21 protein-coding genes are annotated in these 18,462 nt (G+C 34.5%); 17 read left to right on the top strand and 4 right to left on the bottom strand.

Annotated features, from left to right (window positions below; translation table 11 throughout):
* Positions 1-12: 12 nt before the first annotated feature.
* Positions 13-930 (top strand): lipoyl synthase, encoded by a 918-nt coding sequence (gene lipA / locus HMPREF2580_RS08940; protein ID WP_070832159.1) that lies wholly within the window; start codon positions 13-15, stop codon positions 928-930.
* 104 nt (positions 931-1,034) lie between these two features.
* Positions 1,035-1,418 carry a YutD family protein gene (locus HMPREF2580_RS08935; RefSeq protein ID WP_070832155.1) on the top strand — a complete coding sequence of 128 codons (384 nt, stop codon included), beginning with the start codon at positions 1,035-1,037 and terminating at the stop codon, positions 1,416-1,418.
* A 117-nt stretch (positions 1,419-1,535) separates the two neighbouring features.
* Here HMPREF2580_RS08935 and HMPREF2580_RS08930 read toward each other — a convergent pair whose 3' ends face one another.
* Entirely contained in the window at positions 1,536-1,802 is a 267-nt protein-coding gene (locus HMPREF2580_RS08930; protein ID WP_070832152.1) for a DUF3055 domain-containing protein, read from the bottom strand.
* A gap of 118 nt (positions 1,803-1,920) precedes the next feature.
* On the opposite strand from HMPREF2580_RS08930, the gene HMPREF2580_RS08925 reads away from it, so the two are divergent.
* The 8 genes from HMPREF2580_RS08925 (at position 1,921) to dltD (ending at position 8,914) form a co-directional block, all read left to right on the top strand.
* Positions 1,921-2,355: a DUF86 domain-containing protein gene (locus HMPREF2580_RS08925; protein WP_002441743.1), complete on the top strand. Its 435-nt coding sequence runs from the start codon at positions 1,921-1,923 to the stop codon at positions 2,353-2,355.
* The gene (locus tag HMPREF2580_RS08920; protein ID WP_070832149.1) at positions 2,355-3,134 is read left to right on the top strand and encodes a TIGR01457 family HAD-type hydrolase; all 780 of its coding nucleotides are present in this window, start codon (positions 2,355-2,357) and stop codon (positions 3,132-3,134) included. Before HMPREF2580_RS08925 ends, HMPREF2580_RS08920 begins: the two co-directional genes overlap by 1 nt.
* Before the next feature lie 73 nt (positions 3,135-3,207).
* Positions 3,208-4,176, top strand: a complete 969-nt coding sequence (locus HMPREF2580_RS08915; protein ID WP_070832146.1) for a 2-hydroxyacid dehydrogenase — start codon at positions 3,208-3,210, stop codon at positions 4,174-4,176.
* Between the two features lie 409 nt (positions 4,177-4,585).
* Positions 4,586-4,735, top strand: a complete 150-nt coding sequence (locus tag HMPREF2580_RS08910; RefSeq protein ID WP_002441749.1) for a teichoic acid D-Ala incorporation-associated protein DltX — start codon at positions 4,586-4,588, stop codon at positions 4,733-4,735.
* Between the two features lie 15 nt (positions 4,736-4,750).
* Positions 4,751-6,208, top strand: a complete 1,458-nt coding sequence (gene dltA, locus HMPREF2580_RS08905) for a D-alanine--poly(phosphoribitol) ligase subunit DltA (protein WP_070832143.1) — start codon at positions 4,751-4,753, stop codon at positions 6,206-6,208.
* The gene (dltB, locus tag HMPREF2580_RS08900) at positions 6,205-7,419 is read left to right on the top strand and encodes a D-alanyl-lipoteichoic acid biosynthesis protein DltB (RefSeq protein WP_070832139.1); all 1,215 of its coding nucleotides are present in this window, start codon (positions 6,205-6,207) and stop codon (positions 7,417-7,419) included. The genes dltA and dltB overlap by 4 nt, the downstream gene beginning before the upstream one ends.
* Positions 7,420-7,436: 17 nt before the next feature.
* Positions 7,437-7,673, top strand: coding sequence for a D-alanine--poly(phosphoribitol) ligase subunit 2 (gene dltC, locus HMPREF2580_RS08895; protein ID WP_002433359.1), 237 nt, complete (start codon positions 7,437-7,439; stop codon positions 7,671-7,673).
* Positions 7,670-8,914 (top strand): D-alanyl-lipoteichoic acid biosynthesis protein DltD, encoded by a 1,245-nt coding sequence (gene dltD, locus HMPREF2580_RS08890; protein ID WP_070832136.1) that lies wholly within the window; start codon positions 7,670-7,672, stop codon positions 8,912-8,914. Before dltC ends, dltD begins: the two co-directional genes overlap by 4 nt.
* Positions 8,915-9,074: 160 nt before the next feature.
* Here the strand turns inward: dltD and HMPREF2580_RS08885 are convergent, their stop codons facing one another.
* A complete protein-coding gene (locus HMPREF2580_RS08885; protein WP_002433501.1) occupies positions 9,075-9,317 on the bottom strand; it encodes a NifU family protein in 243 nt (80 codons plus the stop codon).
* A gap of 99 nt (positions 9,318-9,416) precedes the next feature.
* Between HMPREF2580_RS08885 and HMPREF2580_RS08880 the strand changes: the two genes are divergently transcribed.
* The gene (locus HMPREF2580_RS08880; RefSeq protein WP_002441758.1) at positions 9,417-9,737 is read left to right on the top strand and encodes a YuzD family protein; all 321 of its coding nucleotides are present in this window, start codon (positions 9,417-9,419) and stop codon (positions 9,735-9,737) included.
* Positions 9,738-9,797: 60 nt separating this feature from the next.
* Here the strand turns inward: HMPREF2580_RS08880 and HMPREF2580_RS08875 are convergent, their stop codons facing one another.
* Positions 9,798-10,862: an NAD(P)/FAD-dependent oxidoreductase gene (locus HMPREF2580_RS08875; protein ID WP_002441759.1), complete on the bottom strand. Its 1,065-nt coding sequence runs from the start codon at positions 10,860-10,862 to the stop codon at positions 9,798-9,800.
* Between the two features lie 313 nt (positions 10,863-11,175).
* Here HMPREF2580_RS08875 and HMPREF2580_RS08870 point away from each other — a divergent pair, with 313 nt between their 5' ends.
* The 6 genes from HMPREF2580_RS08870 (at position 11,176) to HMPREF2580_RS08845 (ending at position 17,018) form a co-directional block, all read left to right on the top strand.
* Positions 11,176-11,421 carry a YuzB family protein gene (locus HMPREF2580_RS08870; RefSeq protein WP_070832133.1) on the top strand — a complete coding sequence of 82 codons (246 nt, stop codon included), beginning with the start codon at positions 11,176-11,178 and terminating at the stop codon, positions 11,419-11,421.
* 76 nt (positions 11,422-11,497) lie between these two features.
* Positions 11,498-11,857 carry a HesB/IscA family protein gene (locus tag HMPREF2580_RS08865; protein WP_070832130.1) on the top strand — a complete coding sequence of 120 codons (360 nt, stop codon included), beginning with the start codon at positions 11,498-11,500 and terminating at the stop codon, positions 11,855-11,857.
* Positions 11,858-12,288: 431 nt separating this feature from the next.
* Positions 12,289-13,497, top strand: a complete 1,209-nt coding sequence (locus HMPREF2580_RS08860; RefSeq protein ID WP_070832126.1) for an NAD(P)/FAD-dependent oxidoreductase — start codon at positions 12,289-12,291, stop codon at positions 13,495-13,497.
* A 109-nt stretch (positions 13,498-13,606) separates the two neighbouring features.
* Positions 13,607-15,088: a M17 family metallopeptidase gene (locus tag HMPREF2580_RS08855; RefSeq protein ID WP_070832123.1), complete on the top strand. Its 1,482-nt coding sequence runs from the start codon at positions 13,607-13,609 to the stop codon at positions 15,086-15,088.
* A 216-nt stretch (positions 15,089-15,304) separates the two neighbouring features.
* On the top strand, positions 15,305-16,621 hold the full coding sequence (locus HMPREF2580_RS08850; protein WP_037541241.1) for a Na+/H+ antiporter family protein: 1,317 nt from the start codon (positions 15,305-15,307) through the stop codon (positions 16,619-16,621).
* A 22-nt stretch (positions 16,622-16,643) separates the two neighbouring features.
* Entirely contained in the window at positions 16,644-17,018 is a 375-nt protein-coding gene (locus HMPREF2580_RS08845) for a PaaI family thioesterase (protein WP_070832120.1), read from the top strand.
* A gap of 77 nt (positions 17,019-17,095) precedes the next feature.
* Here HMPREF2580_RS08845 and HMPREF2580_RS08840 read toward each other — a convergent pair whose 3' ends face one another.
* The gene (locus HMPREF2580_RS08840; RefSeq protein WP_070832117.1) at positions 17,096-18,253 is read right to left on the bottom strand and encodes an NAD(P)-binding domain-containing protein; all 1,158 of its coding nucleotides are present in this window, start codon (positions 18,251-18,253) and stop codon (positions 17,096-17,098) included.
* Positions 18,254-18,462 lie beyond the last annotated feature (209 nt).

The raw sequence follows: 18,462 nt of genomic DNA, 5'->3' as shown, positions 1-18,462 counted from the left end.
GTATGCGTTGTTATGGCGACTAAAAATGAAGAAATTTTACGTAAACCGGATTGGTTGAAAATAAAGCTTAACACGAACGAAAACTATACTGGCCTCAAAAAGATGATGCGTGAGAAGAATTTACATACGGTTTGTGAAGAAGCCAAGTGTCCTAATATACATGAATGTTGGGGAGCAAGACGTACAGCTACGTTTATGATATTAGGTGCAGTATGTACACGAGCATGTCGATTCTGTGCGGTAAAAACAGGGTTACCAAACGAATTAGACTTGAACGAGCCAGAACGTGTTGCTGAATCAGTGGAGTTAATGAACTTAAAACACGTTGTTATCACAGCAGTAGCACGTGATGATTTAAGAGACCAAGGGTCAAATGTATATGCTGAAACAGTACGTAAAGTAAGAGCGAGAAATCCATTTACAACGATAGAAATTTTACCATCAGATATGGGTGGTGACTATGAAGCACTTGAGACATTAATGGCTTCAAGACCAGACATTTTAAACCATAACATCGAAACAGTTCGTCGCTTAACGCCAAGAGTTCGTGCGCGCGCAACGTATGATAGAACATTAGAATTTTTACGTCGTTCTAAAGAATTACAACCAGATATTCCTACAAAATCTAGCTTAATGGTTGGCTTAGGGGAAACAATGGAAGAAATTTACGAAACAATGGACGATTTACGTGCAAATGATGTAGATATTTTAACAATTGGTCAATATTTACAGCCTTCTCGCAAACACCTTAAAGTTGAGAAATACTATACACCACTTGAGTTTGGCAAAATGAGAAAGATTGCTATGGATAAAGGATTCAAGCATTGCCAAGCAGGACCACTTGTACGTAGTTCATATCATGCCGATGAACAAGTTAACGAAGCGGCTAAAGAAAGACAACGTCAAGGGGAAGAACAATTAAGTAAATAAATCTATTTTAAAAGAGGTCGGGACAAAGACGTTTAGGGTTTGAACAGAGTAACTTTACGATAATTGTCCTAACCTTTTTTATATTAATAAAATTAGGTGAAATCATGATTAAAGTAGAAGAACAATACTTTGAATTAATTGAAGAATATAGAGATTGTTTTGACGACGAAATTTTTGCATCGAGATACTCAGATATTTTAGACAAATATGATTATGTGGTTGGCGACTTCGGATATGATCAATTACGTTTAAAAGGATTTTACAATGATAGTAATAGAAAAGCTGAAATTAGCAAGCGTTTTTCAAGTATTCAAGATTACTTGCTAGAATATTGCAATTTTGGATGTCCTTATTTCGTATTACGACATATTCCGGCCGATGAACTGATTGAAGAAGTAGAAGATGAAGAAGTGCTTATAGATAAACTTCATGATGTTAAGATACAACCGACCATTCAAGATACTGAAAATAAAGATGAACATAAATAAAAGTCCGTTAAGTCGAGTCAATATACCTCGATTTAATGGACTTTTTGCTTTAATATTTTTTGAATTTGAAGGTGATAAACTTTCGGTCTATACAAGCTCAATTGAATCTCTCTTCAATTACTGAATGACCTCATTTAAATATTCGATAATTTCATCGCCTTCTTCTTCTGTAACGCCTAAGATATGCGCAATATAACCCTCTTCTTCTATATCATCAGTACCGATTATTCCAAATTTATTGGTTTGCATGTTCAATACGAGTGTTTTACCGTAATGTCTATCTGTTTGAACGAGCATTAAATCATAACGACTGTGTTCGCCAACAAATCCCACGAATTGAACTTGGCTTTGTTCTTCGTCATCGTATAAGTACATATCAATCATGCGTGATGCGCTCCTTTATTTTCCAAAAAGTGTTACGTCTAAGTATAACGACAAATGAAGAGGACTGCAAAATTATGATATGATAATCATGATAGACGTATGAAGAGGTGACTAGGGAATGTATTTCGTAGATAAAGATAAATTAACTCAGAAATTAACATACTTACAAAATTTAACGCAAGATTATGGTGAAAATAAAGAAAATCATTATGCATTTGAGCGAATTGCACAAATGTTAATAGAATCTTCTGTGGATATTGGAAATATGATTATTGATGGATTTATATTGAGAGATCCAGGTAATTATAAAGATGTGATTGATATCTTAGAATTGGAAAATGTGATTTCTAAAGAGACTCAAACTCATATTAATGACACGGTAGATGTGAGAAAGCAGTTTGCTCATGATTATACAGAATTGAATATTGAAGAAATCGCTCCTTTATTTGATAAAGCTTTACCTTATTATAAGCAGTTTATTCAAGAAGTTGCGCAATTTCTTGAGAGTGAGAATGTCCCGATCACTGCATTTGGAAAAGGAGAGAATAAATAGTGAAGCATTATAAAGCATATTTAATCGATTTAGACGGTACCATGTATAAAGGTACAGATGAAATTGATGGTGCAGCACAATTTATCGATTATTTAAATCAAAACAATATTCCGCATTTATATGTAACGAATAATTCAACGAAAACGCCAGACGAAGTAACGGAAAAACTTCGCAATATGAAGATTGATGCTAAACCAGACGAAATTGTGACCTCAGCACTTGCGACTGCTGATTACATTTCAGAAGAACATCCTAATGCTTCTGTTTATATGTTAGGTGGTAATGGACTGAAAACAGCTTTAACTCAAGCTGGACTTACAGTTAAAGATGATGAACACGTAGATTATGTGGTAATTGGTTTAGACGAAGAAGTCACTTATGAAAAGCTCGCTCTGGCTACACTTGGCGTGCGTAATGGTGCTAAATTTATATCAACTAACCCAGATGTTTCTATACCTAAAGAAAGAGGATTCTTACCAGGTAATGGTGCAATTACTAGTGTTGTCAGCGTTTCGACAGGTGTTCAACCTCAATTTATTGGGAAACCAGAACCTATCATTATGAATAAAGCGATAGAAATTCTTGGGCTAGATAAATCAGATGTTGCTATGGTTGGTGACTTATATGATACAGATATCATGTCAGGAATTAATGTAGGTATTGATACGATACACGTTCAAACAGGCGTAACGACATATGAAGAGATTCAAACTAAAGACGTTCCACCTACACATTCATTTGCTGATTTAAATGTTGCAATCTCCGAACTTGAAAAGTAAACCTAGATAATAAGAACGTTAATAGAATGTGCAGAATAAGATTTTACTTTTTAGAAAGAAAGGGAGTGATTAAATGAATAAAATACTGATTACCAGAAAGGTACCGCAACCATTTGTGGAACAATTAGAACGGATTGGCAATGTTGTCATGTGGGATAAAGAACTAACGCCCATGCCTAGAGAAGCATTCCTAGAGGAAATCAAAGACGCCACGGCATGTTTAAGTACTTTAAGTGAAAGAATAGATGAAGAAGTATTAAAAGAAGCATCAAACCTTAAGGTTATTGCGAACATGGCAGTCGGATATGACAATATCGACGTAAATAAGGCAAGTCAGTATGGTATAACAGTAACAAATACGCCTCATGTATTGACTGAAACAACCGCTGAATTAGGGTTTACATTGATGCTTACTGTGGCGCGACGAATTATAGAAGCGGCAACATATGTGCAAGAAGGCCAGTGGGAAAGCTGGGGACCGTATCTACTTTCAGGCAAAGATGTTTATGGTTCAACAGTTGGCATCTTTGGTATGGGCGATATTGGTAAGGCATTCGCTCATCGGTTGAAGGGGTTTAATACACGTATTTTATATCATAATCGCTCTCGTCATTCAGATGCTGAAAAGGAATTAAACGCCACATATGTCACTTTCGAAGAATTGTTAAAAGAGAGTGATTTTGTGATTTGTACAGCACCATTGACTCAAGAAACGGAAAACAAATTCGACGCTAAAGCTTTTGAGATGATGAAAAATGATGCCATATTTATCAATATTGGGCGAGGTGCCATCGTTGATGAAGAAGCATTAGTTGCAGCATTACAACGTCATGACATTTTAGCTTGTGGCCTGGATGTTTTACTTCAAGAACCTATTGATATGAATCATCCATTGTTACAACTACCAAATGCAGTGGTGTTGCCTCATATCGGTAGTGCTTCTCGCCGTACACGAGATCGAATGATTCAACTTTGTGCTGATAATATTTTAGCCGTTTTAGAAAATAAACCACCAATCACTGCTGTGGAATTTAAAAATTAGATAGACATAAAAGCTCATGTAATCATAGTTTGAAGCACGTGTTTTGATTACGTGAGTTTTTTGTGGCTTAATCTAACAATTTTGTTATACAGTCTGTAATTGTCTATTTATCTGTTTAGTTTTAAAATGATGTTGTTCTAATAAAAGTGAGAACGTTCAATCGTTTAAAATACGTGATGACTTTTTTATTCGTCATTCAATATTAAGTTAGCTCATTATACAAAGATTATAAAAATTGAATTGAATTATAATTCGAATACGATTATAATAAATTGTAAAACTAAAATATAAAAGTAGCTTTGTATTTTAAAAATCACGGTTCAAAACGTTAGATTTTAATAACGTATTTTATATAAGCAGAATAGTTGTTTATGAACGAATAAAATAGTCCAAGTTTGAGAGGTGCTATATGAAAGCTAAAGGTAAAGAACCTAACAAGCATTTTGAGAAAATGAAGCCTTACTTACTAACATTATTATATTTAGCTATATTTATAGCTTTGTATTTAATATACGGTAGTGGCGATACACATAATAACTTCATTTATAATGAATTCTAATGAGGGAGAGTAATTATGGCAGAAATAATTAATACGTTAAACCATTTCGTTAAGGTACAACCTGAAGCGATTGCGGTTAGACATACAAATGAAGTCTTAACTTATAAAGAATTAGATCATGCATCAAGTAAGCTAGCGCATCAATTACAAGATAGTAAGAAACCAATGGTCTTATATGGTCATATGTCTCCTTACATGATTGTAGGTATGATAGGTGCAATCAAAGCAGGTTGTGGTTATGTACCTATTGACACATCAGTTCCAGAAGAACGTGTGAAAATGATCATTGAAAAGGTACAACCAGAATATATTTTCAATACTTCAGAAGAAGATGTAGACCAATCTATTGCTGAAGTCATTTCTATCAAAGACGTTAAGGAATCTCAATTTCCAATCGTTTTCGATAGCCAAATGAAAACAAATGACGTTGTTTATACCATTTTTACATCTGGTTCGACAGGTGAGCCCAAAGGTGTACAAATCGAATATGCAAGTTTGATTGAATTTGCAAAATGGATGGTTTCACTTAATAAAGCAGGCGAAGGTAAAGAATGGCTTAACCAAGCGCCATTCTCGTTTGATTTATCTGTAATGGCGATTTACCCATGTTTAACATCAGGCGGAACTTTAAATTTAGTAGACAAAGATATGATTAAAAAGCCTAAACTACTAAATGAAATGTTAGTCAATACGCCTATTAATGTGTGGGTTTCAACTCCGTCATTCATAGAAATGTGTTTATTATTACCTAATCTTAATGAGGAACAATATGGTAGTTTAAATCAATTCTTCTTCTGTGGAGAAATCTTACCTCATAGAACAGCGAAAGCATTAGTAAGTAGATATCCTAACGCTACAATTTATAATACTTACGGTCCTACTGAAGCGACTGTAGCTGTGACTAGTATTCAAATTACACAAGATATATTAGATCAATACAATCCATTACCAGTTGGTGTGGCTAGACCTGGTACTACTTTATCAACAACAGATGAAGGTGAACTTGTCATTGAAGGTCAAAGTGTGAGCTTAGGTTACTTGAAGAATGAAGAGAAAACTTCAGCTGTTTTCAATTTTGAAGATGGTACAAGAACATATCATACAGGCGATAAAGCTAAAGAAGAAGACGGACAATGGTTTATCCAAGGACGTATTGATTTCCAAATCAAGCTTAATGGTTATCGAATGGAACTTGAAGAAATTGAAACACAATTGCGTCAATCTCAATATGTAAGAGAAGCAATTGTTGTACCAGTTTATAAAAATGGTAAAGTTGTACATCTCATTGGCGCAGTTGTGCCACATGAACCAGTTGAAGATAATTTAGCAATGACGACGAACATCAAACATGAACTTAAATCTCGCTTACCAGAGTATATGATTCCGAGAAAGTTCGAATGGATGGAACAGTTGCCACTTACATCAAATGGTAAATTAGATCGTAAAAAGATTGCAGAGGTAGTTAACGGATGATTCCATATGGAACGTTTACCTTCTTCTTAATTGCTTTTATTGTACTTATTCCAGTTATTATACTCGGATTTTTAGGTAAGCGAAGTTATATTTATAACGGTATAAGTACTGCCATTATGATTGTGTTAATCTTCTCTTCAGATAAACACAATTTATTCGGTCAAAAGTATTTAAGTGTACAACTATTGAGTTTTATTATTTATGTTATTTGGCAAGTCGCATTGATTATGTTCTACTATAAATCAAGACAGAAGAATAATACATTTGCTAAGTTTGTAACTGTAATGGTTTTATCCATTCTACCTTTAGCTTTGGTTAAAATATTACAAAGTACTTGGTTAGGCGGACATCAAATTCATTTTCATGAGAGCAAATTAATCGAATTTGTTGGATTCCTAGGTATTTCATATGTCACATTCAAAAGTGTTCAATTAATCATGGAAATTCGTGATGGTTCAATTAAAGAAATTAAAGTAGGGAAGTTAATTCAATTTATTTCATTCTTCCCAACGATTTCTTCTGGACCAATCGATCGTTATAAACGCTTTGTTAAAGACGATAAAAAGGTACCTACAGGTGAAGAATATAGAGAGCTTGTTCTTAAAGCTATCCACATGATTATGTTAGGTTTCTTATATAAATACATTATTGCGTATTTCATTCAAGTTTATGCGGTTAATCCGTTACAATTAAACTTACATGGCTTTACGCACATGTGGTTATACATGTACGCGTATAGTTTCTATTTATTCTTCGATTTCGCAGGATACAGTTTATTTGCGATAGCAGTAAGTTATTTATACGGAATTAAAACGCCACCGAACTTTAATCAACCATTCAAGGCTAGAAATATTAAAGATTTCTGGAACAGATGGCACATGACTTTATCGTTCTGGTTTAGAGATTGCATTTACATGAGATCATTATTCTATATGTCTCGTAAGAAGTTATTGAAAAGCCAATTCGCAATGTCTAATATGGCATTCTTCTTGAACTTCTTTATCATGGGTGTATGGCACGGTCTTGAAGTTTATTACATTGTATATGGTTTATACCATGCGGCATTGTTCATTGGTTATGGCTATTATGAACGTTGGCGTAAAAAGCATCCACCACGTTGGCAAAATGGATTTACAACCGCACTAAGTATCATTATTACATTCCATTTTGTAACATTTGGATTCTTAATTTTCTCAGGTAAATTTATTTAATAAAGGAGTAATTAATTATGGAATTTAGAGATCAAGTATTAGATTTATTAGCAGAAGTTGCTGAAAATGATATTGTAAAAGAAAACCCAGACGTTGAAATCTTTGAAGAAGGAATTATTGATTCATTCCAAACAGTTGGTTTACTTTTGGAAATTCAAAATAAATTAGATATTGAAGTTTCAATTATGGACTTTGATAGAGATGAGTGGGCAACTCCAAATAAAATCGTAGAAGCATTAGAAGAATTACGATGAAATTTAAACCTTTTTTACCTATCTTAATCAGTGGCGTGATATTCATTATTTTTGTTCTTTTACCAGCCAGTTGGTTTACAGGACTAGTAACGAATAAAACGCTAGCTGATAATAGAATTTCTCTAACTGATCAAGTTTTAAAAGGCACGCTCATTCAAAATAAATTATTTGAGTCAAATAAGTATTATCCTATCTTTGGTTCAAGTGAACTTGGTAAAGACGATCCATTTAATCCGGCAATTGCTTTGAATAAACACAATTCAAGCAAACAAACATTTTTACTTGGTACAGGTGGATCAACAGATTTGATTAATGCTGTTGAATTGGCATCTCAATACGATCAACTTAAAGGTAAGAAATTAACATTTATAATTTCTCCACAATGGTTTACAAACCATGGTTTAACAAACCAAAACTTTGATGCTCGTATGTCTCAAACTCAAATCAACCAAATGTTCAATCAGAAGGATATGCCAGCTGACTTAAAGAAACGTTATGCACAAAGATTATTACAATTCCCGCATGCTCACAACAAACCTTATTTAAGAGAGCAAGCGAAACATCCTGAAGACGTTTCAGGCAATTACATTTCAGCATTCAAAGAAAATCAACTTGTTAAAATTGAAGCGATTAAATCTTTATTCTCATTCAAGCAACCTCCATTAGCACATGTTAAACCTGCTACTAAAGAGGATGCATCATGGGATGAGATGAAAGATAAAGCGGTTGATATCGGTAAGGCAAATACTAAAACAAATCGTTTTGATATTAGAGATCCTTACTGGAAATTAATTAAAGAAAATAAACGTAAAGTTAAACGTGATTATGAGTTCAATATTAATTCTCCTGAATTCGATGACTTAAAATTATTAGTACAAACATTGCATGAAGCAGGTGCAGACGTACAATATGTAAGTATTCCATCCAATGGTAGATGGTATGACCATATCGGTATTGATAAAGATCGACGTGAAGGCGTTTATAAAAAAATTCACTCTACCGTTGTCGATAATGGTGGTAAGATTTACGATATGACTAATAAAGATTATGAAAAGTATGTAATTAGTGATGCTGTCCATATTGGATGGAAAGGTTGGGTCTACGTAGATCAACAAATTGCTAAACACATGAAAGGTCAAGATCCAAAAAATCATAAAGTAGATTACTCTAAAAATAAACCACCACGCGATACACACAAAGACCAAAAACATCATGAGAAAAAAGAAGATAAAAAAGCATAAAGATTAAAAAGAAGCCAAACACTAACCCAAATTGGTGAGTCTCTGAAAAGTTTGATTAAAATCTAACTTTCAGGGGATACCTCACAAAGTAGTGTTTGGCTTTTTTGTTATAAAAAATAAGCGCTCATTAGAGCACTTATCGCGTTTCTTATATATTGAATTAGAATACTTGTTCTACTTCGATAACGCCTGGAACTTCTTCGTGAAGTGCGCGTTCAATACCAGCTTTTAATGTGATTGTAGAACTTGGGCATGTACCACAAGCGCCGTGTAGTTGTAATTTAACAATACCATCTTCGACGTCTACGAGTGTACAGTCACCGCCGTCACGTAATAAAAATGGACGTAAGCGTTCAATGACTTCAGCTACTTGATCGAACATTGTTGCATTCTCAGTAGGCATGAGACATGTCTCCTTTCAAGTCATTTATTTCATAATCATTATTTATTCATTATAATAGATTCAGTAGTAAAAATCTATAAAACAAGATGGGGGATTTTGATGACTAAAATTAGTGTTGTTGTGTATGGCGCTGACGTGGTGTGTGCGAGTTGCGTTAATGCACCAACCTCAAAAGATACATTTGAGTGGTTACAACCATTACTTAAAAGAAAGTTTCCTGAACATCATTTTGAGTTCACCTATATTGATATTAATAAAGATAAAGAGAATTTGACGGATCATGATGAACAGTTTATTGAAAGAATTCATGAAGATGAGCTATTTTACCCTTTAGTGACAATGAACGATGAATATGTCGCTGATGGTTATATTCAAACGAAGCAAGTCACTCGTTTTATTGATGCTCACTTTGAAAATTAATTGAATATACAAATTGAAGGCAGGTTCTAGAATAAATAGAACTTGCCTTCATAAAGGTGTTTAACCATTATGATATTTATAAAGCCATAATACGCCGGACTTTAGTATGGAAGCTAAACGTCCAGTCACCGTGCGATCCATAATGTACGCGAAACCTTGTTTGTCCCCAAGTGATCCTAAGAAACCTTGAATTTTAATTTCAGGCATCTTTTCAGGAAGTGGTTCATTGTTCCACTGTTTCTTGAGCACATCAGCAATTTGATCGCCTTGATATTCAGCTAATTGAGCACTTGGTGCATGAGGAAGATCTGCACAATCGCCTACGACGTATACATTTTTGTATGTTGGAACTTGATGATATTGATTAAGAATGACACGTCCGGTATTACTGATATCGATAGGTAAATTTCTAACTACTTCAACAGGTTGGATACCAGCAGTCCATACTACTAAATCAATGTTTTCTGGTTCTCCATTATTATAAATTTTCCCTGGTTCAACGCGATCAATGATTGAATTCGGTACTACAGTAACATTATGTTTTGAGAACCAATTTGATATGTATTTACTTAACTTTTCAGGAAAATTTCTTAAAATACGTGGACCTCTGTCATAAAGTAAGATTTCTAAATCTGAGCGACTTTCACGTAGCTCACTTGCTAATTCGATACCACTTAATCCTGCGCCAACGATACCTACGCGAGCACCACTTGGTAATTCACTAATACTATGGAAAGTATCACGAGATTTAGACAAAGTCTGAATACTATGCGTGTATTCCTCTGCACCTGGTACATTATGATATTTATCTTCACAACCAAGACCTATAATAAGTTCATCGTAGTCAATTTTTGAATTTCCTACTGAGATAATTTGTGCGTCCAAATCGATGTCATTTATTTCTCCATAAACCGTATTAATTTGGTTATTATCAGGAAAGCGCATGCGCACATCTTTGTCGGATTTCGTTCCTGCTGCCAATGCATAGAATTCAGGCTTTAAACCGTGGAATGGCATACGATCAACTAACGTCACGTTGTACCCCTCGGGAATTGAATTAGGTAAAATACGTGACATAATTCGCATATTACCGTAACCCCCGCCTAGTAATACTAAGTTTTTCATTACCTTATACCCCTTTATTCAACATATTTTATTTATTAATTATTGAGACCCTTTTAAAAATATCTTTCATGTACCCGTTAACATCAAAGATAACTTTCGTAATATTTACTTAACCCCTGAATTTTAAAGTAAATATGTATGTGTAACACTATTATATCGGTTTTTCAAAATGACTACAAACAAATGTAGAATGCAATTTAATTTGTAAAAATAGTAAAAATGTAGGTTGTAGAAATCGTCAAGCTGACGGATAGTCATAGAGGCAGTAACTTTGTTATAATATGTGAACTAATAAATATTAAGAAGGTGTCTTATGTTCCCGTTAGTAGAATTTTGTGTCTCGAATATGGCAAAGGGCGGAGATATTGTCTACGAAAAACTAGAAAATGATCCAGGTGTTGATGTATTAGAATACGGATGCCTACAAAATTGTGGGATATGTTCTAGTGGGTTGTATGCACTTGTCGATGGTGATATCGTTGAAGGTGATACACCGGATGATTTATTAAATAACATTTATAAACATATTGAAGAAAATGATATTACGAATATGTTTTAATGAGAAAAGCAAATCATATTAGAATAGATTTAGTAGAATTTTATTATCAGAGAGAATGATCTTGGGAGGTAGTAATATGCCAACGGTAATCTTAACAGAAGCAGCAGCTTATGAAGTGAAAGATATGTTAGCAAGTAATGGTATGTCAGATGGCTATTTAAAAATTAAAGTAAATGGCGGTGGATGTACTGGGTTAACATACGGTATGTCTGCTGAAGAAACACCTGGCGATAATGACGAAGTGTTAGAGTATTATGGACTTAAAGTGCTCGTAGATAAATATGACGCACCAGTTTTAAATGGTACGACAATTGATTTTAAACAATCATTAATGGGTGGCGGTTTCCAAATCGATAACCCGAATGCCATCGCTTCATGTGGTTGTGGCAGTTCATTTAAAACAGCTAAAGTTTCAGGAAACCCTGAACAATGTTAATTATCCTATAACAAATTAAATACGATGACTTTGTTTTAAGGCAACCTAGATAGGTTGCTTTTTTGTATTTTAAAAATGTTTAAAAGGGTATAAGTCAGTGTGTAACTGTTTGGATAATAGTTAATTTAATGGATCGTCTCTTAATTAAAATTGGTACACATTTACAAATCATTTTAGGAAGCATTCGTTAAATTAAAAATTTCACAATCTCGCTTGTTGTAACTTGAAAATGTAGTGTAAAAGCTATAAAATTATAGTTGGATTAAAAATTGTCTTTTGTGTGAACAACTAAAGATTTGGCCTGATTAAAAGACGTTATAATTTAAGATGTCGAGGAAGTCTATAATGATAAGGCAATTTACTTTGTCATAAGTTTATAGCCTTAATCTTCATTTTGGTTAAAATATTATGAAAGCTTAGGTGAATTAGAGATGGCTCAAAATCGTAAGAAAGTATTAGTTTTAGGTGCCGGCTATGCTGGTTTACAAACTGTTACTAAATTACAAAAAGAAATTTCTTCTGATGAAGCAGAAATTACTTTAATCAACAAAAATGAATATCATTATGAATCAACATGGTTACATGAAGCTTCTGCTGGTACTATCAACTATGAAGACTTAATTTATCCAGTTGAAAGTGCTTTAAAACAAGATAAAGTAAATTTTGTTGTGGCTGAAGTAACAAAAATTGATCGCAATGCTAAACGTGTTGAAACTGATAAAGGTGTATACGACTACGATGTTTTAGTTGTAGCATTAGGTTTCGTAAGTGAAACATTTGGCATTGATGGTATGAAAGACTATGCTTTCCAAATTGAGAACGTTTTAACTTCTCGTAAATTATCTCGTCACATTGAAGATAAATTTGCTAACTATGCAGCTTCTAAAGAAAAAGATGACAAAGATTTAGCAATCTTAGTAGGTGGAGCTGGCTTTACTGGAATTGAATTTTTAGGTGAATTAACTGAAAGAATTCCAGAATTATGCAGTAAATATGGTATTGACCAAAGCAAAGTAAAAATTACTTGTGTTGAGGCTGCACCTAAAATGTTACCAATGTTCTCTGACGAACTTGTTAGCTATGCTGTAAACTTCTTAGAAGACCGCGGTGTAGAATTTAAAATTGCTACGCCAATCGTTGCTTGTAACGACAAAGGTTTCGTAGTAGAAGTAAACGGAGAAAAACAACAATTAGAAGCTGGTACTTCAGTTTGGACTGCTGGTGTTCGTGGTAGCCACTTAATGGAAGAATCATTTGAAGGTGTTAAACGTGGACGTATCATCAACAAACAAGATTTAACTATCGAAGGTCATGACGATATCTTTGTAATTGGTGACTGTTCAGCGTTTATTCCTGAAGGAGAAGAACGTCCATTACCAACTACAGCACAAATTGCGATGCAACAAGGTGAACATGTTGCTAAAAATATTAAACATATCTTAAACGGTGAAGCTAAAGAAGACTTCCACTATGTTAACCGTGGTACAGTTTGCTCATTAGGTTCTCATGATGGTGTAGGTATCGTTTATGGCAGAGATATTGCAGGTAAAAAAGCTGCATTCATGAAGAAAGTCATTGATACACGTGCTGTATTCAAAATTGGTGGCATAGGTTTAGCTTTCAAAAAAGGTAAATTCTAAACTAAGTCATATTAACATATTATGTATTTTGCCTCCTGCTCATGAGCGGGAGGTTTTTTTAATATTTATATCACAATATACATACACTTATGTGGAACGGAGGAAGATAATGAATTTTCAAATCAATAAAGAATCTAATCAACCTATAGAAACACTTGTGATTGGTTTACCAGATCATATTAATCAATTAAATGATGTGAAATACTATGACGAATCAATGACCGACCAACTTGAAACGTTAAAACAGCATCACATTATTGGCAGTTCAGTAGGAAAAGTATCTTCAACTATGTTTTATATAAATAACCAACCTAAACGTTTGTTAACAGTTGGATTAGGTAACTTAAAAAATCTGTCATATCAACAATTATTAAAGGTATGGGGGCATACTTTTCAATATATAAAGGCAGAACATATCAATGAAGCAGAGTTACTCTTAGATACGTTTATCTCTAAATATAATCATCCTTCAGAAGTTGCTAAAGCATTCGGCTTACAAAGTGAACAAGCCATTTATCAATTCGATAATTATAAATCAGATAAAAAGGCACCGTATCAACTAAATATTAGTATTCAAACAACGCATGAAGATATAAATTCTTATATTCAAGAAGGTCAGCAACTCGGACAGTCTATTAATCTTGCGCGAGAATTGAGTCAAATGCCGCCGAATATTTTGACACCGAAATACTTTGCCGAAGAAATTGATAAACATTTTAAAGAAAGTGAAGTTACGGTAGATATCAAAGATGCTGAAACGATTGTGTCTGAAGGGTTTGGTCTCCTTCATGCGGTAGGTAAAGGTTCTGTAAATGGCCCAAGATTAATTACGATGACATATAATGGTGGCAGGGAAGACGAAGCGCCACTTGCGTTAGTTGGTAAGGGAATTACATATGATTCAGGCGGCTATAGTATAAAGTCTAAGATGGGTATGCAGACAATGAAATTTGATATGTGCGGGGCTGCGAATGTCGTAGGTATGATAGATAGCATCGCGAAATTACGTTTACCTGTGAATGTGGTAGGAATTATTGCTTCTGCTGAGAATATGATTAACGAAGCCTCTATGAAACCTGATGATGTGTTTACTGCATTAAATGGTGAGACAGTTGAAATGTTAAATAGTGATGCTGAGGGTCGTATGGTATTGGGAGATGCTGTATTTTATGCCACACAATTCCAACCTCATCTTATATTGGATTTTGCAACATTAACTGGAGCTGCAGTAGTAGCACTTGGCGAAGATAAGGCAGCTGCCTTTCACTCTCACGCTGAAAATGAAATCAACAGCTTGTTAGATACTGCAAGGTCTGTTGATGAAAAGGTATTTGAATTACCAATGACAGAAACGGAAAAGCAATTAATAAAGAAATCAGATGTTGCGGATTTAGTTAATCACACAAATGGGCATGGTAAAGCATTATTTGCAGCAGCGTTTATTACTCACTTTAGTGGTCAGACGCCACATATTCATTTTGATATTGCAGGACCTGCTACGATTAACAGAGCTACATTCAAAGGACCTAAAGGACCTACAGGCTATATGATTCCTACTGTAATTGAATGGATGAAACAGCAATATAAATAAATATATTCACTCATAGAAATGGATAACAATATAAATTTAGAGATTAGTCGGATGACGGAAAATTCCCTTCAAAGTTTATATTTTAATTATGAATTTTTGTACGGGGGAAATCGTAAGCGACTGATCTCTTTTAACATTGACATTGAAATCATGTATTGCTACTATGTAGATTATAAATACTTTAGTTCGATAGAGTGATAAAGGATGGAGAGCGTCATGGTTAATGCAGTTGTCATAGCGGTAATACTAATGATTGTGTTATGTCTATGTAGATTAAACGTAGTCATTAGTTTATTTATCAGTGCACTTGTGGGTGGTTTAATTTCTGGCATGAGTGTTGAGAAAGTTATTAGTGTATTTGGAAAGAATATTACAGACGGTGCAGAAGTTGCATTGAGTTATGCTTTATTAGGAGGATTTGCGGCACTCATTTCTTATAGTGGGATTACTGATTACTTAGTCGGTAAAATCATTGAAGGTATTCACTCTGAAAATAGTAGGCTCTCCCGAATAAAAGTGAAAGTCATCATTATTATTGCCTTATTAGCAATGAGTATTATGAGTCAAAACTTAATTCCAGTACATATCGCATTTATTCCAATTGTTATACCACCATTAATTAGTTTATTTAATGATTTAAGGATTGATAGACGACTCATCGGTCTAGTCATAGGTTTCGGATTATGTTGGCCATATGTTCTACTTCCTTATGGTTTCGGTCAAATTTTCCAACAAATTATTCAAAGCGGTTTCCAAAAGGCACATCATCCAATTGAATTTAACATGATTTGGAAAGCGATGTTGATTCCATCAATGGGTTATATTGTAGGGCTGATATTAGGCCTTATCGTTTATAGAAAGCCACGTGATTACGAGCAACGCAATGTGAACAATCGTGAAACAGTGACTGAATTAAAGCCTTATGTGTTAATCGTGACTGTCATTGCGATATTAGCTACTTTCTTAGTTCAAACATTTACAGATTCTATGATATTTGGTGCACTTGCAGGTGTACTTGTCTTCTTTGTTTCAAGAGTATATAAGTGGTATGAATTAGACGAACAATTTGTAGATGGTATTAAAATAATGGCCTACATTGGTGTAGTTATTTTAACGGCAAATGGATTTGCTGGCGTGATGAATGCGACAGGGGATATTGATACCTTAGTGAAAGGTTTAACGAGTCTGACAGGTGATCATAAATTGATTAGTATTATAATGATGTACGTGATTGGTCTTATCGTTACGTTAGGCATTGGTTCTTCATTTGCGACCATTCCAATTATAGCTTCATTATTTATACCGTTTGGTGCATCCATTGGTCTTGATACGATGGCACTGATTGCGCTCATTGGTACTGCGAGTGCATTAGGTGATTCAGGTTCACCCGCTAGTGATTCAACATTAGGTCCAACGGCAGGGCTAAATATTGATGGTCAACACGATCATATTCGTGACACATGTGTGCCGAACTTCTTATTCTATAATATACCTCTAATGATTTTTGGTACGATAGCTGCTATGGTACTATAAAATATGAAATGAGGTGTAAAGCATGACGAATCTTTTAGAGACATTTGAAATGCGAATTGAAAATGAAGACAACGGCAAGGTAGTCATTTCTATGCCAGTCACTGACAAGGTAAAACAGCCTTTCGGTTATTTACATGGTGGGGCAAGTCTAGCTTTAGGTGAAACAGCATGCTCTATGGGAGCAGCAAATTTAATAGATACAAATCAATATATACCTTTAGGTTTAGAAATGAATGCGAATCATATACGCTCTACAAGAGAAGGTCGTGTAACTGCAACTGCAACGATTGTGCATCAAGGTCAGTCAACTCAAGTATGGAACGTTGAAATAAAAGATGACAATCATCAATTAATCAGCATTATGCGAGGCACAATAGCCATCAAACCAATCAAATAAATATTATACAAATAAAGCGCGTCCTTAGATTGTTAAAAAACATGTTGGTTTACAATCTAAGGACGCGCTTTTTTATACTACGATATCTTTTTACTTAAACGGCTTAACGCTTTACTAATACGTTCAGCACCTTCTTTACCACCCATAATGTTTCGAGCAAAGGGACCTAATTCAAGATCAGCAAGTCCGCCCATCACAAATAATTGTGGTAGCCACTCAAGATCATACGTTAATGATGGATAACCACACTCATTTAGCGGGGCATCTTCTTCGTGAATCAGAGCGCGCACAAATTGTTGAGCACCTAATTGATTTACAAATCCAGTTGCAAGTAGGATATGTTGGTAAGGATAGGTGTGACCTTCAGAAACAATTTGATTAGAACGCACTTCGTCAATAGGTGAATGATGTAGCTGTAATCTACCGGTTTGTTCATGCTTCTTCAAACGTAAGAATAATTCCATAGGCATTGACCCTTTATGGCGTTCTTGCTCAATGAGTTTCATACGTTCTTCAGATGATGAAATGGCTGATAATTGGTTCATTCGTTTAGGACCCAACCATCCTGGATCTGCATCGAAATCATGTATTTCAATTTGTTTATTAAGCCAAAGATGTATGATGTCATTGCTATTTTGATGGTTTAATAATTTCAAAGTTAAATGTGCAGCAGATATACCAGAACCTACAACATGATTTGTCTTATTGTCTATTTCAGCATTGTAATTAGAATCAAAGATATGTGTTGCTTTTGCATTCTCTTTAAATTGTTCAGGTATGAAAGGTCTATGATTACATCCACTCGCAATCACAACACAGTCAGTCGTGACCATCTTGCCACTCTTTAATTGGACTTGCCACTTACCTCTATGGCGGTTTAATTTAGATACGGTACCTTGAATGTGACAATCATTGAGTTCGTACTGGTGCACTAAATCATGGACATGATGCATAAACATATCTCTCTGTGGGCGTTTGTATGGACCATAATAAGCTGAGGTGTATTGATTTAATTTTGCGTATTGCTTGAGATGAAAGGGTTGGGGATGTATGTGATGCACGAATGGTGACCTCAAGAAAGGCATGCTAATACGCTGGGTGAACTGATTAAATTGTTCACATAAAGTTGTATAAGGATCAATAATGGTCAATTGCTCTTTTTCTAAACCTTCGTGTCTTAATTTGATTGCTGCCGTTGTTCCATGAATACCACCACCGATAATTGTCCAATGCATTCAAACCGCTCCTTTATTTTTTGAAAAGTTAAATCGAAATAATTACGATTTAAATAGTATCATATTTCATCTAAGAGTACAAAATAATTATCGGTAAGTAAGGCACATACGACTAAATTGCAAATTAAGAGAAAGATGTTGTGTAGCATCATCAAATAGGAGATTTTCATAAAAAAGTAGAGGCTGGGACATAATTAATTGTCTCAGCC

Source organism: Staphylococcus sp. HMSC036D05 (genome assembly GCF_001836225.1).
Taxonomy (GTDB): Bacteria; Bacillota; Bacilli; order Staphylococcales; family Staphylococcaceae; genus Staphylococcus; species Staphylococcus caprae.
This window is presented reverse-complemented; position numbering and strand designations above follow the sequence as displayed.

What these genes read in the sequence shown, in the direction of transcription:
- lipA (WP_070832159.1), top strand. Translation starts at nt 13, where the DNA reads ATGGCGACTAAAAATGAAGAAATTTTACGTAAACCGGATTGGTTGAAA.
- HMPREF2580_RS08935 (WP_070832155.1), top strand. Translation starts at nt 1,035, where the DNA reads ATGATTAAAGTAGAAGAACAATACTTTGAATTAATTGAAGAATATAGA.
- HMPREF2580_RS08930 (WP_070832152.1), bottom strand. Translation starts at nt 1,802, where the DNA reads ATGATTGATATGTACTTATACGATGACGAAGAACAAAGCCAAGTTCAA.
- HMPREF2580_RS08925 (WP_002441743.1), top strand. Translation starts at nt 1,921, where the DNA reads ATGTATTTCGTAGATAAAGATAAATTAACTCAGAAATTAACATACTTA.
- HMPREF2580_RS08915 (WP_070832146.1), top strand. Translation starts at nt 3,208, where the DNA reads ATGAATAAAATACTGATTACCAGAAAGGTACCGCAACCATTTGTGGAA.
- HMPREF2580_RS08910 (WP_002441749.1), top strand. Translation starts at nt 4,586, where the DNA reads ATGAAAGCTAAAGGTAAAGAACCTAACAAGCATTTTGAGAAAATGAAG.
- dltA (WP_070832143.1), top strand. Translation starts at nt 4,751, where the DNA reads ATGGCAGAAATAATTAATACGTTAAACCATTTCGTTAAGGTACAACCT.
- dltB (WP_070832139.1), top strand. Translation starts at nt 6,205, where the DNA reads ATGATTCCATATGGAACGTTTACCTTCTTCTTAATTGCTTTTATTGTA.
- dltC (WP_002433359.1), top strand. Translation starts at nt 7,437, where the DNA reads ATGGAATTTAGAGATCAAGTATTAGATTTATTAGCAGAAGTTGCTGAA.
- dltD (WP_070832136.1), top strand. Translation starts at nt 7,670, where the DNA reads ATGAAATTTAAACCTTTTTTACCTATCTTAATCAGTGGCGTGATATTC.
- HMPREF2580_RS08885 (WP_002433501.1), bottom strand. Translation starts at nt 9,317, where the DNA reads ATGCCTACTGAGAATGCAACAATGTTCGATCAAGTAGCTGAAGTCATT.
- HMPREF2580_RS08880 (WP_002441758.1), top strand. Translation starts at nt 9,417, where the DNA reads ATGACTAAAATTAGTGTTGTTGTGTATGGCGCTGACGTGGTGTGTGCG.
- HMPREF2580_RS08875 (WP_002441759.1), bottom strand. Translation starts at nt 10,862, where the DNA reads ATGAAAAACTTAGTATTACTAGGCGGGGGTTACGGTAATATGCGAATT.
- HMPREF2580_RS08870 (WP_070832133.1), top strand. Translation starts at nt 11,176, where the DNA reads ATGTTCCCGTTAGTAGAATTTTGTGTCTCGAATATGGCAAAGGGCGGA.
- HMPREF2580_RS08865 (WP_070832130.1), top strand. Translation starts at nt 11,498, where the DNA reads ATGCCAACGGTAATCTTAACAGAAGCAGCAGCTTATGAAGTGAAAGAT.
- HMPREF2580_RS08860 (WP_070832126.1), top strand. Translation starts at nt 12,289, where the DNA reads ATGGCTCAAAATCGTAAGAAAGTATTAGTTTTAGGTGCCGGCTATGCT.
- HMPREF2580_RS08855 (WP_070832123.1), top strand. Translation starts at nt 13,607, where the DNA reads ATGAATTTTCAAATCAATAAAGAATCTAATCAACCTATAGAAACACTT.
- HMPREF2580_RS08850 (WP_037541241.1), top strand. Translation starts at nt 15,305, where the DNA reads ATGGTTAATGCAGTTGTCATAGCGGTAATACTAATGATTGTGTTATGT.
- HMPREF2580_RS08845 (WP_070832120.1), top strand. Translation starts at nt 16,644, where the DNA reads ATGACGAATCTTTTAGAGACATTTGAAATGCGAATTGAAAATGAAGAC.
- HMPREF2580_RS08840 (WP_070832117.1), bottom strand. Translation starts at nt 18,253, where the DNA reads ATGCATTGGACAATTATCGGTGGTGGTATTCATGGAACAACGGCAGCA.